Below are 16295 nucleotides of genomic sequence, written 5' to 3'. Positions count from 1 at the left end.
CCCGCTGCCGCGTCGAACGGCTGGAGATTCGTCCGGCCGGTGCCTTCGTGACCCGGATGAGCGTGGACGGCGGCGCGTTCGTACCGCATCTGGACGCCTGTTTCCTCGTGGCCGAGGACCGCGAGCGGCTGGTCTTCACCACCGCGCTCGACAGCGGCTGGCGCCCGGCCGCGGGGGAGATCGTGATGACCGCGGAGATCACTCTGCGCGACCATCCGGACGGTACCGACTACCGGGTGCTGGTCCGCCACGGTGACCCGGCCGCCCGGGCGCGGCACGAAGAACTCGGGTTCGAATACGGGTGGGGAACGGTCACCGATCAGCTCGCGGCCCTGGTCGAGAGCGAGGCCCGGATATGAAACTGGTGCTCATCGAATTCGTCACTCTCGACGGTGTGAGTCAAGGACCCGGCTCGCCGGACGAGGACGTCAGCGACGGTTTCGAACGCGGCGGCTGGCTGGTGCCCTACCTGGACGAGGTCTTCGTCCGGCGCACCTCGGAATGGCTGGACGCCGCGGACGGTCTGCTGTTCGGCCGGCGGACCTATACGGCGTTCGCCCGCGACTGGCCCGCGATCACCGACCCCGGCGATCCGTACGCCGAGCGGATGAACACGCTGCCGAAGTATGTGTGCTCCGGCACCCTGACCGAGGGTGACTGGAATCCGACGACGGTACTGCCGGGCGATCCGGTGGTCGCCGTCGGCGCGTTGCTGCGACAACCCGGCCGCGAACTGCAGATCCACGGGAGCTCCCGGCTCGGCGATACGCTGCTGGCCGCCGGGCTGGTGGACACCGTGCGGCTCGCCGTGGCCCCCACCGTCCTGCGTACGGGCCGCCGGCTTCTCGCGGGTGCGGGACCGGCGACCGGACTCCGATTGTCGCGGCACGAGGTCACCGGCAGCGGCGTGCTCCTGCTGGAATACGCGGTGACCGGATCCGCGCCGCTGGCCGAATTCGACGGAGTCACCCAGTTCCTCTGAACGGCTACGGGTCCGGGCCGCGGTGCGTCGAACCGCGGCCCGACCTGCTCCGGTGCGATGAGCCGGGCGCACTCTAGGATCTTTCTGGTGCGTGACCCACGAGAAGCGACGGACTGGCGGAATCCGCGAGTGGTCTCCGCGGTGAAACTGCATCGCGGCGCCGCGCGGAAGAAGGCGGGCGCTTTCCTGGCCGAGGGCGCCAACTCCGTGGCCGCCGCGCTGGCGACCGGCCGGGTGCGCGAGCTGTTCTACTCGCTGGATGGCGCCACCCGCGAACACGCGCTGATCGCCGGCGCCGAGGCGGACGGGGTGCGGACCACCCTGGTCACCGACCGGGCCGCCGCGGCGCTGGGGGATACCGTGACCCCGCCCGGGCTGGTCGCGGTCTGTGATCCGGTCGATATCGAGTTGGACCGGGTGGTGCCGGGAGTGGGCGCGGAACTGCCGCGGATCACCGCTGTGCCGGTCGGGATCGCCGACCCCGGCAACGCGGGCACCCTCATCCGGGTCGCTGACGCCGTCGGCGCGGACGGCGTGGTGCTGGCCGGTGACAGCGTGGATCCGCATAACGGCAAATGTGTGCGGTCGGCGGCGGGCAGTCTCTTCCATGTGCCGATCGTGCGGGAACGCGATACCCGTGCGGTCCTGGCCCGATTCGAAACGGCCGGAATTCTCACCCTCGCCACCTCCGCTACCGGGGAGATCGATCTCGACGACGCCGAGGAGTTGTTCACCCGGCCGGTGGCCTGGCTGTTCGGCAACGAGGCCCACGGACTGGATCCGGCGGTGGCACGGCGGGCCACCTACCGGGTCCGGATCCCGATCCGGGGCCGGGCCGAAAGCCTCAACCTGGCGGGGGCGGCCGCGATATGCCTCTACGCCAATTCCCGGATCCGGTTCCGCCACGGATGACCGGTGGTGCCCGGCGATTCAGACGCCGTGCTCGATCAGATCCTCGAGGATTTCGCCGGCCCAGTCCGCGGGGATGGCCTCGGGCCCGGCCACCTGCAGCGAGGCCATGACGGTGAGCAGCATCCCGGTCGCCAGGAAGCGGCGCGTCTCGGTGGCCGGTGCGCCGCCCAAATCCCGGATGACCCGGTAGATGCGGCCGTAGCGGTCGCGCACCATCGGCCCGATATCGGGATCGCCGGCCGCGGCGAAGGCGTGCAGCAGCAGTTGCAGCGGTGTCCGCTCGGACAGGAACTGGTCGTAGGCACGTGACATGGCGGCCAGCGGTTCCTCGTCGCCGGCTCCCGCGGCCGCCTCGGTGAAGATGGTCTCGATGCGGTCGCACACCTGCCCGACCGCGGCCAGGAACAGACGCTGTTTCGAACCGAAGAGCCGGATGACATAGGGCTGGGAGACGCCCGAGCGCCGGGCGATCTCGTCGGTGCGGGTGGCGGTGTAGCCGGCTTCGGCGAAGGCCGAGACCGCGGCATCCAGTACCTGGGCGCCGCGTTCCTCGGCGGTCATCCTGATCCTGCTCGATTCCGGCATGGTCCTCCTCGGTAGCGACGGGCTCTTGACAAGGTTATCAGTCGATGCATACCGTGAATTCAGCATTAGTTATCAGTCGATTACAACTAGGACTGGATATGACCGAGACCCTGCCCCCATCCATCACCACGACCCTGCCCGGTAGATCCGCGGCGGAACCGCCCGGCAGCCACCCGGCGGACCGGACGCCCGGCCGGCCGCTGGCCGCCGTACTCGCCGCGGTCGGGCTCCCGATGTTCATGGTCACCCTGGACAATCTCGTCGTCACCAACGCGCTGCCGGTGATCCGCACCGAACTCGGCGCCTCCCTCAGCGATCTGCAGTGGTTCGTCAACGCCTACACGCTCTCCTTCGCGGCACTACTGCTCACCGCCTCCGCGCTCGGTGACAGATTGGGCCGGCGGCGGGTGTTCGTGGCCGGTATCGCGGTATTCACCCTCGCCTCGGCGGCCTGCGCCCTCGCTACCGATCCGGCGACGCTCGTCGCCGCGCGTATCGTGCAGGGCTTCGGCGGTGCGGCGGTGATGCCGCTGTCGCTGACCCTGCTCTCCGATGCTGTACCGGAACGGCTGCGCAGCGCCGCGATCGGCATCTGGGGCGGGATCGCCGGACTCGGCGTCGCCCTCGGCCCGCTGCTCGGCGGCGCCGTCGTGGACGGTCTGAGCTGGCAGTGGATCTTCTGGGTCAATGTGCCCATCGGAGTGCTCGTAGTGCCCCTGGTGCTGTGGGCACTGCGCGACGCCCGGGGCGGCGGCGGCCGGCTCGACCCGCTCGGCCTCGTCCTGGCCTCCGGCGGCGTGCTCGCCCTGGTCTGGGGAATCGTGCACGGTGCGGAGGACGGCTGGACCTCCCGTGGCGTGCTGACCGCACTGGCCGGGGGAGCGGTGCTACTGGCTGCGCTGATCGCCTGGGAACGCCGGGCGGGCGCGCCGATGCTGGCGCCGCGGCTGTTCCGCGTCCGGGCGTTCGGAGTGGCGAATCTGGTCGCCTTCGCGTTCTCGCTCGGGGTGTTCGGATCGATCTTCCTGCTCGCGCAGTTCTTCCAGGTGGCGCAGGGCTACAGTCCGCTGGAGTCCGGTATCCGGACCATGCCGTGGACCATGGCTCCGATGGTGGTGGCCCCGCTGGCGGGTCTGGTGATCGATCGGATCGGTGCCCGGGTACTGCTGGTGACCGGACAGGCGCTGCTGGCCACGGCCCTGGCGTGGATCGCGGCGGTGATCGCGGTGGACCTGGACTACGGCTCCTTCGTCGCCCCGCTGCTGCTGGCCGGGATAGGGATGGGCCTGACCTTCGCGCCGCTGGCGACGGTGGTGATGGACGCGGTGCCCGAGGCGGACCGGGCTGTCGCCTCCGGTACCAACAACACCGTCCGAGAGGTCGGGGTGGCCATGGGGATCGCCGTGCTGGCCTCGGTATTCGCGTCGTACGGCGCCTACACCGACCCGCACGGTTACGTCGCGGGTCTGGTACCCGCGGTCCGGGTGGGCGCCGCGATCGTGGCGGCCGGCGCGCTCGTCGCCGTACTGCTGCCGGGTCGCGCGCGCCGCGACTGACCGACGCGGGGCGACCGGCGGCGCACCCGCGCCGCCGGTCAGCTCTCGCGGACCGAGACGAGCTCTTCGCCGGAGCGGCCGGCCGGCGTCCAGGGCAGGCCGCGCCGGCGGCGGGCGGCGCAGGCGTACAGCACCAGCAGCAGCATGCTGAACCACACGTACCCGTTGCCGATGACCTTCTCCCAGGCCGACCAGTCGAGTTCGCGACCGTCGTTACCGGGCAGGTCGTTGTGCTCGCCCAGGACGAACACGATCGTGGTGGCCACCGCGGCGGCATACCAGCCGCGGGCCCGGGACCAGGGCAGCGTGGTGGCATAGCCGGCCATCGCCAGGAGCGCCGGCGCCACCCAGATCCAGTGATGCGACCACGAGATCGGCGATACCAGCAGGGCGACCACCGCGTTGACGGCCAGCGCGATCATCGGCGGCGGCCCGGGCCGGCGCATCGCCGCCACCGCCACCGCCACCAGCGCGACCGCGGCCAGCAGCCACAGGGCCGTGGACAGGGCGCCGGTGATCTCGAACCGGGCCAGGACGGCCTGGATCGACTGGTTGGTCTGGAACTCCGACCCGCTCAGTCCGCCGACATTGCCGAAACCGCCGAACCAGTACCGGACGGATTCGTCGGGCATCACCGCGAAACCGATGATGGTGGCGACCGCGCCGCTGATCGCCGCCGTCACCGCCGCCCGGTAGTCCTTGCGAATGATGAAGTACAGCACGAAGGCGGCGGGTGTCAGTTTGATCGCGGCCGCGATCCCCAGCAGCATGCCGCGCGGCCAGCGTGGATTGCGGGTCAGGCAGTCGGCGGCCACCAAGCCCATCAGGATCAGGTTGACCTGGCCGAAGTCCAGCGTCCCCCAGACGGGCTCGAGCAATAGCGCCAGCGGAGTCACGGTGGCGCAGATCACCAGAGCGGTCCGGCGCTGGTCGGGGCGCGGCCAGATCTGGCGCGCCACCAGGAACAGCGTGAGCGCCAGCGCGCCCACCGAGACCGCCAGGTAGGCGGCGACCGCGGCGGTCCACGGCAGCAGCGCGTAGACACCCAGCGCCAGCGCCGCGAACGGCGGATAGATGAACGGCAGGCTGATATCGGCGGCCGTCTCCGGGAGGTGCCCGTAGAGATCGCCACCGGACCGCCATTCCTCGACCCCCAGCCGGTACACCTCGAGATCGATGTAGCGGCCACTGATCCCGTGGAAGGGATCGATGGGTCTCGACATGCAGAACCACGTCACGAGCACCGCCAATAGCGGTAGCAGCCAGATAGCCTGCTGGCGGGCACGTCCGGCGAGCGTCTCGGTGCGGGTCGGGGCGTTCGTCATCGGAGGGCACTTTACCGGTTCGAGGTATACACGTACCGGGCAGTGATCGCCGGGGGATATCGGCGTGAACCGGGTAGGGGCCATCGAATACGATTCCACCAGCAGCAATACGGGCACCGGGGCCGACCGGCGCCCGCTCACCGATGCCTAGGGGAGAGACGAGTAGACCGTGGCCGACGACACCGACGCAGGCGCAGCGACCGGCGGGCAGGAATCCGCGCTCACCGAAGAGGCCCTGGCCGCCGCGGCGGCGGACGCCGAGAAGGCCTTCGCGGCCGCCGCGGATCTGGACGCGCTCGCCGCCGCGAAAACCGAGCATATGGGTGGGAAATCTCCTATCGCGCTCGCGCAGCGGTCGCTGGGATCGCTGCCGAAGTCCGAGAAGGCCGATGCCGGTAAACGGGTGAACGTGGCCCGTAAGCGGGTGTCGGAGGTTTTCGAGGAACGTCAGCGGGTCCTGCTCGCCGAGCGGGACGCGGCGGTACTGGTCGCCGAGGCCATCGATGTCACGCTCCCCGCCGGTCGCGGCCCCGTGGGCGCCCGCCATCCCATCACGGTGATCTCCGAGCAGGTCGCCGATGTCTTCGTCGGGATGGGCTGGGAGATCGCCGAGGGCCCGGAGGTGGAGACCGAGCATTTCAACTTCGACGCGCTCAACTTCCTGCCCGACCACCCCGCCCGCACCATGCAGGACACCTTCCATATCGCGCCCGCCGGGTCGCGCCAGGTGCTGCGCACCCACACCTCGCCGGTGCAGGTGCGCTCCATGCTGGAACGGGAGCTGCCCATCTATGTGGTGTGCCCGGGACGTACCTTCCGCACCGACGAATTGGACGCCACCCATACGCCGGTGTTCTCCCAGGTCGAAGGTCTGGCCATCGACAAGGGCCTGACCATGGCCCATCTGCGCGGCACCCTCGACGCGTTCGCGCGCGCGCTGTTCGGGCCCGAGACCACCACCCGGATCCGGCCCAACTACTTCCCGTTCACCGAACCCTCGGCCGAGGTCGACGTGTGGTTCCCGGACAAGAAGGGCGGCGCGGGCTGGGTCGAATGGGGCGGCTGCGGCATGGTCAATCCGAAAGTGCTGATCGCCAGCGGTATCGACCCCGAGAAGTACAGCGGTTTCGCCTTCGGGATGGGCCTCGAGCGGACGCTGCAGTTCCGCAACGGCATCCCCGATATGCGCGACATCGTGGAGGGTGACGTGCGGTTCACCCTGCCCTTCGGTATCCGGTCCTGACCCCCCGATCGAGAGAGCGAACCTCACAGTGCGAGTAGCGCAGTCCTGGCTGACCGAAACGATCCGCCGCACCGTCCCGGAGTGGGAGGTGACGCCGGCGGAACTCGATGCCGGTTTCGTCCGGGTCGGGCTCGAGGTCGAGGAGGTCGACACCCTCGAACCGGTCGGCGGGGAGATCGAACATCCGCTGGTGGTCGGGCGGGTCGCCGAGATCACCGAACTCACCGAGTTCAAGAAGCCGATCCGGTTCTGCCGGGTCGATATCGGCGCCGGCGAACTCCAGGAGATCGTCTGCGGTGCGACCAATTTCGCCGTCGGCGATCTGGTGGTGGTGGTGCTGCCGGGCGGCGTGCTGCCGGGCGGTTTCGCGATCTCGTCGCGTAAGACCTACGGGCACACCTCCAACGGGATGATCTGCTCGGTCGCCGAACTCGGTATCGGCAAGGACCATTCGGGCATCCTGGTCCTGGAACCCGGCACCGCCGAACCCGGCACCGACGCGAATACGCTGCTGGGTCTCGGCGATACGGTGATCGAACTGAACATCACCCCCGACCGCGGCTACTGCTTCTCGGTGCGCGGCCTGGCGCGGGAACTGGCCTGTGGTTTCGATCTCGAATACGCCGACCCCGCGGTACGCACCCTGCCCGACGGGCCCGACGCGTGGCAGGTGCGGGTGGAGCCGGAATCGCAGTGCACGCGCTTCGGGGTACGCCGGGTCACCGGGATCGATCCGCACGCGGTGAGCCCGTGGTGGCTGCAGCGGCGCCTGCTGCTGGCCGGTGTGCGCCCGATCTCGCCGGCCGTCGACGTCACCAACTACGTGATGCTGGAACTGGGTCAGCCACTGCACGCCTTCGACGCCGCGAAGGTCGGTGGCGAACTGGTGGTGCGGCGGGCGCGGGCCGGTGAGACGCTGCGCACGCTGGACGAGACCGAACGTGAACTCGATCCCGAGGATGTGGTGATCGCCGACGACACCGGCGTGATCTCGCTGGCCGGGGTGATGGGCGGCGCGTCCACCGAGGTCGGCTCCGAGACCACCGATGTGGTGCTGGAGGCGGCGACCTGGGATCCGCTGCTCATCTACCGCACCGCGCGCCGGCACAAACTGGTCTCCGAGGCGAGTAAGCGCTACGAGCGGGTCGTCGACCCGGAACTCAACCTGGCCGCGCTCGACCGGGCCGCCACCCTGCTCGCCGAGATCGCCGGGGGCACGATCGAATCCGCGCTGACCGATTTCCGCGTCACCATGGCGCCCACCGAACCGATCCGCATCGATATCGACCTGCCCGACCGGGTCGCCGGGGTCCACTACACACCCGGCACATCGGCCCGGCGGCTCACCCAGATCGGCTGCCACGTCGAGGTGGATGTCGACGAGACCACCGGGCACGGGCAACTGGTGGTCACCCCGCCCAGCTGGCGCCCGGATCTGGCCCAGCCCGCCGACCTGGTGGAGGAGGTGCTGCGGCTCGAGGGCTTGGAGCAGATTCCGCTGGTGCTGCCGCAGGCGCCGGCCGGTCGCGGGCTCACCGCCGTACAGCGTCGCCGCCGTGCGGTGAGCCGGGCGCTGGCCTTCGCGGGTTGCGTCGAGGTGCCGCCGCCGGTGTTCCTGCCGGCCGGAGTTTTCGACACCTGGGGTCTCGACGACGAGGATCCGCGCCGGATCACCACCCGGGTGCTGAATCCGCTCGATGTCGAGCGCGCCGAACTCGTCACCACCCTGCTGCCGGGACTGCTCGAGATCGCCGCCCGCAATATCTCGCGCGGCGCCCGGGATCTCGCGCTGTACGGCATCGCCCAGGTGGTACTGCCGGGGCCGGAGACCCGTGCCGTGGATCCGCTGCCCGTCGATCGCCGTCCCACCGAGGACGAGATCGCCGAACTGCTGGCCTCGCTGCCCGAACAGCCGCAGCATGTCGCGGTGGTGCTCACCGGCCGCCGGGAGCCCCGGGGCCCCTGGGGCGCCGGCCGGGCCGCGGAGGCGGCGGATGCGTTCGCCCTCGCCGATGTGATCGCCGAGACCGCCGGTGTCCGGATCGACCGCCGTCCTGCCGCCCATCTGCCGTGGCATCCGGGCCGCTGCGCCGAACTGGTGGTGGACGACGTGGTCGTCGGCCACGCGGGCGAACTGCATCCCGGGGTGCTGGAACGGTCCGGTCTGCCGCCGCGCACCTGCGCGCTGGAATTGGACCTGGACGCGCTGCCTCTCGTCGAAACCCGTCCCGCTCCGGCCATCTCGCCGTTCCCCGCGGTCCTGCAGGATGTCTCGGTGAGTGTGGCCGAAGATGTCCCGGCCGCGGCGGTGGAGGCGGCGCTGCGCTCCGGTGGCGGCGAACTGCTCGAGGATATCGCGCTGTTCGATGTCTACCAGGGCGCGCAGGCCGGCGAGGGACGTACGTCGTTCACCTACGCACTGCGTTTCCGCGCTCCCGACCGCACGCTCACCGAGGACGAGGCGAGCGCCGCGCGCGATGCCGCGGTGGCCGCGGCGGCATCCGCGGTGGGCGCGGTGATCCGTTCCTAGGCACGGGAGTCGCGGGGGTCCGGTCCGCCCGGCGGCGCGGGCCGGACGTCGTAGGCTGGTCGTATGAGTGATCCGAGCGCCGGTGATCCGGGCGCGCTCGCCGCGCGGCTGGCGGCCCTGCCCGACGAACAGTTGCTGGCCGTCCTGATCGTCGCCACCGCGAGCCGGGAGAACCTGGCTCCGCTGTACGAGACCGCGACCAGGTTGCTGTCCGAAACCGGGCAGAGCGGTCCGGGACCGTCTGTGATTCCGGGCACCCGAATGTCATCCGGCTATGGCGGTTCGCCGGGCGTGGGTGGATCCGCGCAGGTCGGCGGTGTTTCCGGGGGTCTGTCCGGTCCGGCCTCCGGCGTCGGTCCCGGCGTGGGCGGATACGCCGGAAACGGTGTGCCGACGTTCGATGCCGTTCGCGATAAGGTCGAGCGGCGCATCGGCACCGCCCACGGCGGCCGGGAACTCGATCGGACGAGCCCGGCCGGGCGCGGCGCCGACGAACAGTGGGAAGCGCGTGAACAGGCCGCGCGGGAACGTCTGGAGCAGATTCGCACCTCCCTGCGCGAGGGTGAAGGGTCGTGATCCCGCCGGCCCGCGCCGGAGCGACAAGGGATGGACCCTAATGACCGACACAACCACCACCGCGGCCCGCGCCGTCGCCGACCGGCTGCTCGACGCCCAGGTTCGGTGGCTGCTCGACGAGGTCAGCGGGGAGCGGTTCGCCGAGGTCGTCGCCCGTGATGTGGCGGCCGCGCTGGACGTGGCCGCGACCGTGCGGGCCGGTGAGGTGGTGCAGGCCGAGGCGGCCGAGCGCACCGTGGCCACCGTGATCGACAAGGTGGGCGGTAGCGCGGTGCTCGCCGAGAGCGTGGGCCTGTTCGCCGACGCGATCTATGACAGCATCGCCGCCAACGAGGACCACACACTCGGGGAACTGGTCGAACGGGAACCGGTTGAGGCGCTGTTGCAGAAGATCGTCGATATGCATCAGACGCAGGAGCGGGTGCTCGAACGGCTCACCGACAGCCCGCTGGTGGCCACGGTCGCCTCGAAATTCGTGGACAAGCTCGTCGGGGATTTCGTCGAGGCCAACCGGCAGCGCGCGGAGAAGATCCCGGGGATGGGCACGCTCATGTCGATCGGGCAGTCCGCGGCCGACCGCGCCCGCAAGGTCGCCGAGAGCAACACCATCCTGGGCGATATCGCGGGCAAGGGCGCCCTGTACGCGTTGAAGCGCACCAACAACGCGATCCGCGAGATGCTGCGCGACGCCCCGGTCCACGACGCCACCATGGAGTTCTGGGATCTTCATGCCGACGAACCGATCAGCGGTCTGCGCGAATACCTCACCAAACAGGATCTGAACGAACTGGTCCGGCTCTGCTATCGCATCGCGGTCACCACCCGGGAGAAAGAGTACTTCGGCCTGCTGGTGGACGAATGCGTGCAGGTGTTCCACGAGAAGTACCGCGACCACACCCTCGCGGAGGTGCTGGCCGAGCTGGGCCTCACCGGTGAGGATATCGCCACCGAGATCCTGCGCTACGGTCCGGCCGTGGTGGAGGCCGCGAAGCGGGACGGGGTGCTGGAGAATCTCATCCGCGAACGGCTGCAACCGTTCTACTACTCCGACGAGGTCCTGGAGATCCTGGCCCCCGCCGGGTGACGGTGGTGCGGTCGGATCGTCGGTCCACGCGTCGGGACTAGCTGTCGGTTTCGTCGAATGGGTCGAAGCCGGCGTCGCGCAGAATTCCGGCCAGAGTATCGGGGTCGGCCGGACGTTCCGGCTCATCGAGTGCTCTCACGGGGTTCTCCCGGGCCGAGGGGAGGAGTTCGTCGTAGCCGGGGTCGCCGGGGTGAACTTCCTCCACTCCGTGATAGTGCACACCGTCGGCCGTCCGGCCGCGCAGCGGCAGCAGGATGGTTTCACCGTCGGCCGCGAGCGAGGGCGGGGTGGTGTTATCGGAATACCCGGTCAAAATATGCCTTCAATCGATCAGCCATCACCTGGTCACCGAGTGCGAACTTGTTCAGCTTAGAGGTCCCGCCGAAGGTCCACGCGGTGAAGGCCTCGGCGAACGCTTCGGACGGCTCGTTGAAGTACGAGTTCCACTTTCGCTGCGGGCGGAGGTCGCGCATCATCGCGTCGTGGATCTCGCGCCATTCCGGTCCATCGCTCAACCAGCGGCCTCCGGTGCCGTAGGCGGCATCCGTCGCATGCCCGAATTCGTGCCAGGCGACGTCCTCACTTCCGCTGCGGCCGCCCGAGTTGATGACGATTCGCCGCGGTCCCGGCAGGTACACCCCGGTTACAGTATTCCAGCTGGTACCCGGTTTGCGGCCGTAGGGCGTGGAACCGAGGAGGCTCGACGTTCCGGGGAGATCGAGCATCTGCCGGTTGCCGATGACGATCCCCCCGCCGGGAATTTCGTTCATATGGTCGCTCACGCGCTGGTAGATCCGATGAGGTATATGGGCGAGTCTCTCGATCACCCGGCGGGTCTCCGGTGTGCGATCGATGATGTCGATGAACGGCCCACCTTCTGGAGGCAGGAAGGAGACGGTGAAGTCGTAGCCGCCGCCCAGGCTCACCTGATCGCCGGGTTGGAGTGCGACCTTCTGCCCCGGCGGGATGGCTTCGCCGTTGACACGAGTCCCGTTGGTCGACCCGTCGTCGCGTATCCAGACACGGCCGGAGGGGTGGGTTCCGATACTCGCATGTGCGTGGGAGATCAGATCCCGGCCGGGGAGGCCCGCCGGCAGGTCGGCGTTGTTGCGGCCCAGAACCGTGGGATCACCGCCGCGGGGAAGATCGAACGACAGATCGCCGTGTGGACTGTTGAGTTTCACCGGCATGGTCCGCGGCAGTAGCGGCCGATCGCCGTCGGCGAAGCGGGCACTGCCGGCCCAGTCTCCGAACCTGACGGTGTCACCCGGACGCAGGGGCACCGGCGGGGCATCGGGGTCGAGCCGTTTGCCGTTGACCCAGGTGCCATTCGCGGAATGGTCGTCGCGGAGGGAGAGTGCGCCGAACTCGTCACGGATCAGGGTGGCATGGCGCCGGGATACGGACATGTCCCCGTGCAGCTGGTCGGCCAGCGGCGACATATTGTCCCGCCCTATCAGCAGCTCTTCGCCTCGGCGCAGCGTCAAGGGAGGAAGGTCGTCGGCGTCCGACAAACGTACCGACAGCGGTTGTTCCGCACCGACTTCCAATCGCGAGGGGCGGCCGCCGAGTTTCAGGTCGTCACCGGGTTGGATGTACCGCTTCTCGCCGGGCTCCAGCGCCCGGCCGTTGACCTCGACCGGGGGGACGAGGTCCGGGCGCGGATCCCGCACCCAGACCCGCCCGTCGGTATCACGACCCAGGAAGACCTCGCGGGTACCGGTCTCGAACACTCGGGCATGACCGGCGGGGGCATTGCTGTCTCCGCTGAAATACCGAATCGGGAACGGAACCTCTTGGCCGGGCTCGAGCCGGATTGGCGGCAGGCGCATCTCGGCCGGGAACCGGATCACGGCCGGAGGGTGCGCGGGATCGGGGCCGCCGAGGTGTGTGGTTGCCCGGAATTCCGGGCCCAGGCCGACCCGGTCGCCCTCGGTCAGGGTGACCCGTTGTCCGGGACCGATCCGGTCGCCGTTGACCCACACGCCGTTCGAACCGGGCTGGTCACGAATCCACAGCCGTCCGTCGTGGTCCATACCCAATGTGGCGTGTTTTCCGCTGATCCCGTTGACCTCACGCAACTGCCCGGCGAACGGCGACTCGGGTGTCGTCCCGATGATCACCGCGCGGCCGGCTTCCAGGCGAACCGGTGCGACATCCGGTCCGCTCCCGAACCGCACATGCGCCGGTGCCGCGGAATCGGTGGCCGTGACCGGTAGGAACTGGGCCTCCCCGGTCGCGAGTCCGAAACGGACCGCGTCGCCCGGATGAACCACCCGCTGTTCGCCGGTGGCGAGGCGTTCCTGGTTCACCCAGGTGCCGTTCCTCGACCCGTCGTCGCGCAGCCAGACCCGTCCGTTCTCGTCCATCCCGACCCGGGCGTGGTTCTGTGACACGGTCTCTCGGCCGACGGTGTTGTCGTTCAGCAGGCCGCGGCCGACTGGAACACTGCTGTCCCGGTGCAGTCGCAGCGGCGGGGCGTTGTCGCCGAACAGCCGGACTTCGGCCACCTGGCGGCGGAAATCGACACCGATTTCGAGGCTGCGGCTGAGCATGAGTTGCTGGCCGTCGTACACGCGCACCCATTCGCCGCCGACCATCTGCTTACCGTCGACGAATGTCCCATTCGTCGAATTGTCGTCGCGCAGGAAAACGTGGCCCGCCTCGTCGACGCGGATGGTGGCGTGACGCCGTGACACATAGTCGTTGGCGATACCGTGCAGCAGACCGTCGCTGCTGTTGCCGAGGACATATTCGTTTCCCGGCGTCAGCCGCAAGGAGATCTCGCCGCCTCCCGGCGGGGTGAACACGACATCCACATGCCCGCTGTCGGGGTGCCGGAAGAAACCGGTTCGACCGGCGGGCGGCGGATCCGGGGTGGGGCCGCGGTGGATGTCGACATCCGGCTCGCCGCGCGGCAGCGGGCGGGTCGGCGGGCCGTCGGCTTCGTCGCGTGGGACGGGCTCGGAGTGCGGCAGGCGTGCTTCGGGCCCGGTTCCGGAATCCGGCGTCGGAGTCGGGTCACCGGTGTCGGGCACGCGGGCGACCACTGGTGGTGGTTGGGCTCCGCTGTCCTGGGATGTGGATCGTGGCGGCACCACGGAGCGATCTTCATGCGCTCGGACGGGTGACGCCGTGGTGTCGGAGCGGACCTGGCCGGTATACCGGGCATCGGTGGATTGGTGAGGCCGTCCGGGCGCCTCTCCCGCCGCGTGCGGCGGCGCGATGATATCGGCTCGGCTCGCGGCATGCGTCATCCCGTCCAGCCGGGTCAGCACGGATTCGTGCCAGCCGCCGCGGCCGAGAGCCGAGAACGCCGGGCGCAGGTCATCGACACGCTGCCGGATCTCGCCGAGTTCGCTCCGCGAGATACTGTGCTCTTTCCATTGGTATGTGCCCGGTTCGGGTCCGTATCCGAGGAATTGTCTCGCGAAATCCCCGATATGACCGGTCGGTTGGAACGCGAGGCTGTTGTCGATCCCCCACACTGTTCCGGTCGGATCCACTATCCAGTTCTCGGCTCCACGATCCGGCACATCGACCAGTGCATCCAGAATTCCGAGCCGGGTGCCGGACGGGGTGCCGTGGAACCGCTGGTGGGCCTCCCAATCCTTCGGATATGCCTCCACGGCATTCTTTCCGGGTACTACTTCCATGTAGACACTGCGGCCGTCGATGTGGACCGCCGGGACCCGCGCTCCCACCGCGTCTCCCACCAGCGACGTGAGGAATTCCGCGTGCGCGTGCCGGGGATCGGACACGATCTTGTGGACCACCTGGGTGCCGTCCGGGAAGGTCAGTATTTCTACGCTTCGTGCGGAGTCGCCGCCGACGCTGTTGCGTGACATCGGCTCCCGCCGCGGTGGCTCACCACCGAGTAGATCGTCCATGCGCCGGCCGAACTCGAGTTGCCGACGCGCGATCGGAGGGAGATCCGGCCGGCCACGGGCACCCGCGACACCGGCCCGGTGTACGCGCAGCGCACTGCCCGCCGCCCCGACGAATCCGCCACCGAATCCGACAACGGCGGACTCCCGCACCATCTTGAACATATCGCCCAGGCTGTGAATATCCCGGTGGTGGATGATCAGCGACGGTACTGCCCCGGCGATACCGCCGGTGATACCCCCGGCACCTCCGATGAGCATGGTCGTGCCCAGATGTCCGGCGAATCGGCCGATATCGGTCGTGGCCCGGCCGCCCAGCCTGCCGATGACGCGCGGGGCGATCCGGCGCCCCACCTCGGCACCGACCACACCGCCGACCACGCCGCCCGCAACCATCTCACCAAACGACCCGAGATCGAAGCTGTCGCGAGCCCCGCTCCGGATATCCCATACCTGGGCGCCGACACTGATCGCCGCCCCGGTCAGCCCGCCGATCGCCGCCGCGCGGATCACCCCGCGCAGGACGGTTCTCCGGGCCGCGCCCGCGGCAGCCTGGGTGGCCACCTGCGAGGTGAGCCGGCCGACCGCGAGCCGCATCGTCTGCTCGGCCGCCAAGCGATCGGCCATCGCCTTGAACCCGCCGCCGTAGAAGAAGAGCAGAGCGTCGTAAGCGAGCTGAACACCGAGAACGATGCCGGTTACCACGAGCAGATGCTGGGTCTGCTCGGTGAGGTCGGCGACCTCGTGGCATTGGCCGCCCATATCCTCGCAGACCGCGGCCTGGTTGCGTATGGTGGCGACCACCGACCGATTCCGTTCGGCCAAGGCGTTGCGTGTCGCTCCGTCCAGCGACTCCTCGGCCTTCTTTCCTTCGTTCTCGTAGATATCGGCGGAAGAGTGCAGGCCGTGCCCGGTTTCCAGGTAGCGGTCGCCGCGGGCGCGCATACTGTCCACGTCGGTTTCCGGCCAGTGACCGATGACCACGTCGCGCACCGCGGCCGGTACCTCGGACAGTAGCGCGCTGGCCTCCATCCCGGTCTGCCTCTCCGGAACCACCCCATATACCGGCCGAGCCCCTCGTACTCGCCGGTGTGTTAGCGCAATATTTCCACAGGCGGGGAGCTTGTGCTCGCCGTCCGGTCTTTTGCGCATTCCCTCGGCCGGGAATACGGAATGATTCGAAGTCCGTTCCGGCGCCCGCTGGAAAGTGAGCTGTGCGGTGAGTGAACAATTTCGAGCGGATACCGAGCGGCTGCGCTCGATCGCGCCCGCGTTCGAGCAATTGGGCGCCGAGGTGGACGCGCTGGTACAGCGGTTGAAAGATCACGTGGCCGCGGATTCGGCACCATGGGGCGGGGACGATACCGGCCGGGCGTTCGCCGAAACCTTCGTTCCCGAAGAGAAGCAGACGCTGTCCGAACTGACGAGCCTCACCGGCCTGTTACACCAGGCCGGGCCCGATTTGCGGCAGGTCGCCGGCAACTTCGAGGCACAGGATGAACAGAGTCGGCACACGGTGCGAAGCGCCGACACTCCCGTATTCGATCGAGTGACCCCGTCCGGCCCGAATCTCACGGCTCCGGAGACCGGTTCGCGGTCGCTGTCCGATATGGCG

General features: G+C 69.1%; 13 protein-coding genes. 9 read left to right on the top strand and 4 right to left on the bottom strand.

Translation table 11 applies throughout. The annotated features are described in order from the left end of the window. The 3 genes from ACWDU1_RS15945 to ACWDU1_RS15935 form a co-directional block, all read left to right on the top strand. On the top strand, positions 1-359 hold a 359-nt coding region (locus ACWDU1_RS15945), incomplete at its 5' end, for an SRPBCC domain-containing protein (RefSeq protein WP_449999161.1). Continuing rightward, positions 356-982 (top strand): dihydrofolate reductase family protein, encoded by a 627-nt coding sequence (locus ACWDU1_RS15940; protein ID WP_449999160.1) that lies wholly within the window; start codon positions 356-358, stop codon positions 980-982. The genes ACWDU1_RS15945 and ACWDU1_RS15940, both read left to right, overlap by 4 nt. Positions 983-1069: 87 nt before the next feature. Then, positions 1070-1894, top strand: a complete 825-nt coding sequence (locus ACWDU1_RS15935) for a TrmH family RNA methyltransferase (RefSeq protein ID WP_449999159.1) — start codon at positions 1070-1072, stop codon at positions 1892-1894. An 18-nt stretch (positions 1895-1912) separates the two neighbouring features. Here ACWDU1_RS15935 and ACWDU1_RS15930 read toward each other — a convergent pair whose 3' ends face one another. Next, positions 1913-2455, bottom strand: coding sequence for a TetR/AcrR family transcriptional regulator (locus tag ACWDU1_RS15930; RefSeq protein ID WP_449999157.1), 543 nt, complete (start codon positions 2453-2455; stop codon positions 1913-1915). Between the two features lie 122 nt (positions 2456-2577). Here ACWDU1_RS15930 and ACWDU1_RS15925 point away from each other — a divergent pair, with 122 nt between their 5' ends. Continuing rightward, on the top strand, positions 2578-4035 hold the full coding sequence (locus ACWDU1_RS15925; protein ID WP_449999156.1) for a DHA2 family efflux MFS transporter permease subunit: 1458 nt from the start codon (positions 2578-2580) through the stop codon (positions 4033-4035). Positions 4036-4073: 38 nt separating this feature from the next. On the opposite strand, the gene ACWDU1_RS15920 is transcribed toward ACWDU1_RS15925, so the two are convergent. Further along, positions 4074-5360, bottom strand: a complete 1287-nt coding sequence (locus ACWDU1_RS15920) for a glycosyltransferase 87 family protein (RefSeq protein ID WP_449999154.1) — start codon at positions 5358-5360, stop codon at positions 4074-4076. 169 nt (positions 5361-5529) lie between these two features. On the opposite strand from ACWDU1_RS15920, the gene pheS reads away from it, so the two are divergent. The 4 genes from pheS (at position 5530) to ACWDU1_RS15900 (ending at position 10793) form a co-directional block, all read left to right on the top strand. Then, positions 5530-6603 carry a phenylalanine--tRNA ligase subunit alpha gene (gene pheS / locus ACWDU1_RS15915; protein ID WP_449999153.1) on the top strand — a complete coding sequence of 358 codons (1074 nt, stop codon included), beginning with the start codon at positions 5530-5532 and terminating at the stop codon, positions 6601-6603. A gap of 28 nt (positions 6604-6631) precedes the next feature. Next, positions 6632-9133, top strand: a complete 2502-nt coding sequence (gene pheT, locus ACWDU1_RS15910; RefSeq protein ID WP_449999151.1) for a phenylalanine--tRNA ligase subunit beta — start codon at positions 6632-6634, stop codon at positions 9131-9133. 63 nt (positions 9134-9196) lie between these two features. Next, positions 9197-9709, top strand: a complete 513-nt coding sequence (locus ACWDU1_RS15905) for a hypothetical protein (protein ID WP_449999150.1) — start codon at positions 9197-9199, stop codon at positions 9707-9709. A 40-nt stretch (positions 9710-9749) separates the two neighbouring features. Then, positions 9750-10793: a hypothetical protein gene (locus ACWDU1_RS15900; RefSeq protein ID WP_449999149.1), complete on the top strand. Its 1044-nt coding sequence runs from the start codon at positions 9750-9752 to the stop codon at positions 10791-10793. Positions 10794-10830: 37 nt separating this feature from the next. Here ACWDU1_RS15900 and ACWDU1_RS15895 read toward each other — a convergent pair whose 3' ends face one another. After that, positions 10831-11106, bottom strand: coding sequence for a hypothetical protein (locus ACWDU1_RS15895; protein ID WP_449999148.1), 276 nt, complete (start codon positions 11104-11106; stop codon positions 10831-10833). Then, on the bottom strand, positions 11087-15712 hold the full coding sequence (locus tag ACWDU1_RS15890) for an FHA domain-containing protein (protein WP_449999147.1): 4626 nt from the start codon (positions 15710-15712) through the stop codon (positions 11087-11089). The genes ACWDU1_RS15895 and ACWDU1_RS15890 overlap by 20 nt, the downstream gene beginning before the upstream one ends. A 187-nt stretch (positions 15713-15899) precedes the next feature. On the opposite strand from ACWDU1_RS15890, the gene ACWDU1_RS15885 reads away from it, so the two are divergent. Continuing rightward, a partial coding sequence (locus ACWDU1_RS15885; protein ID WP_449999146.1) for a WXG100 family type VII secretion target occupies positions 15900-16295 on the top strand: 396 nt, incomplete at its 3' end.

Source organism: Nocardia sp. NPDC003345, assembly GCF_053589395.1.
The sequence above is the reverse complement of the archived record's forward strand: the minus strand, read 5'-3'. Positions and strand labels throughout refer to the sequence as shown.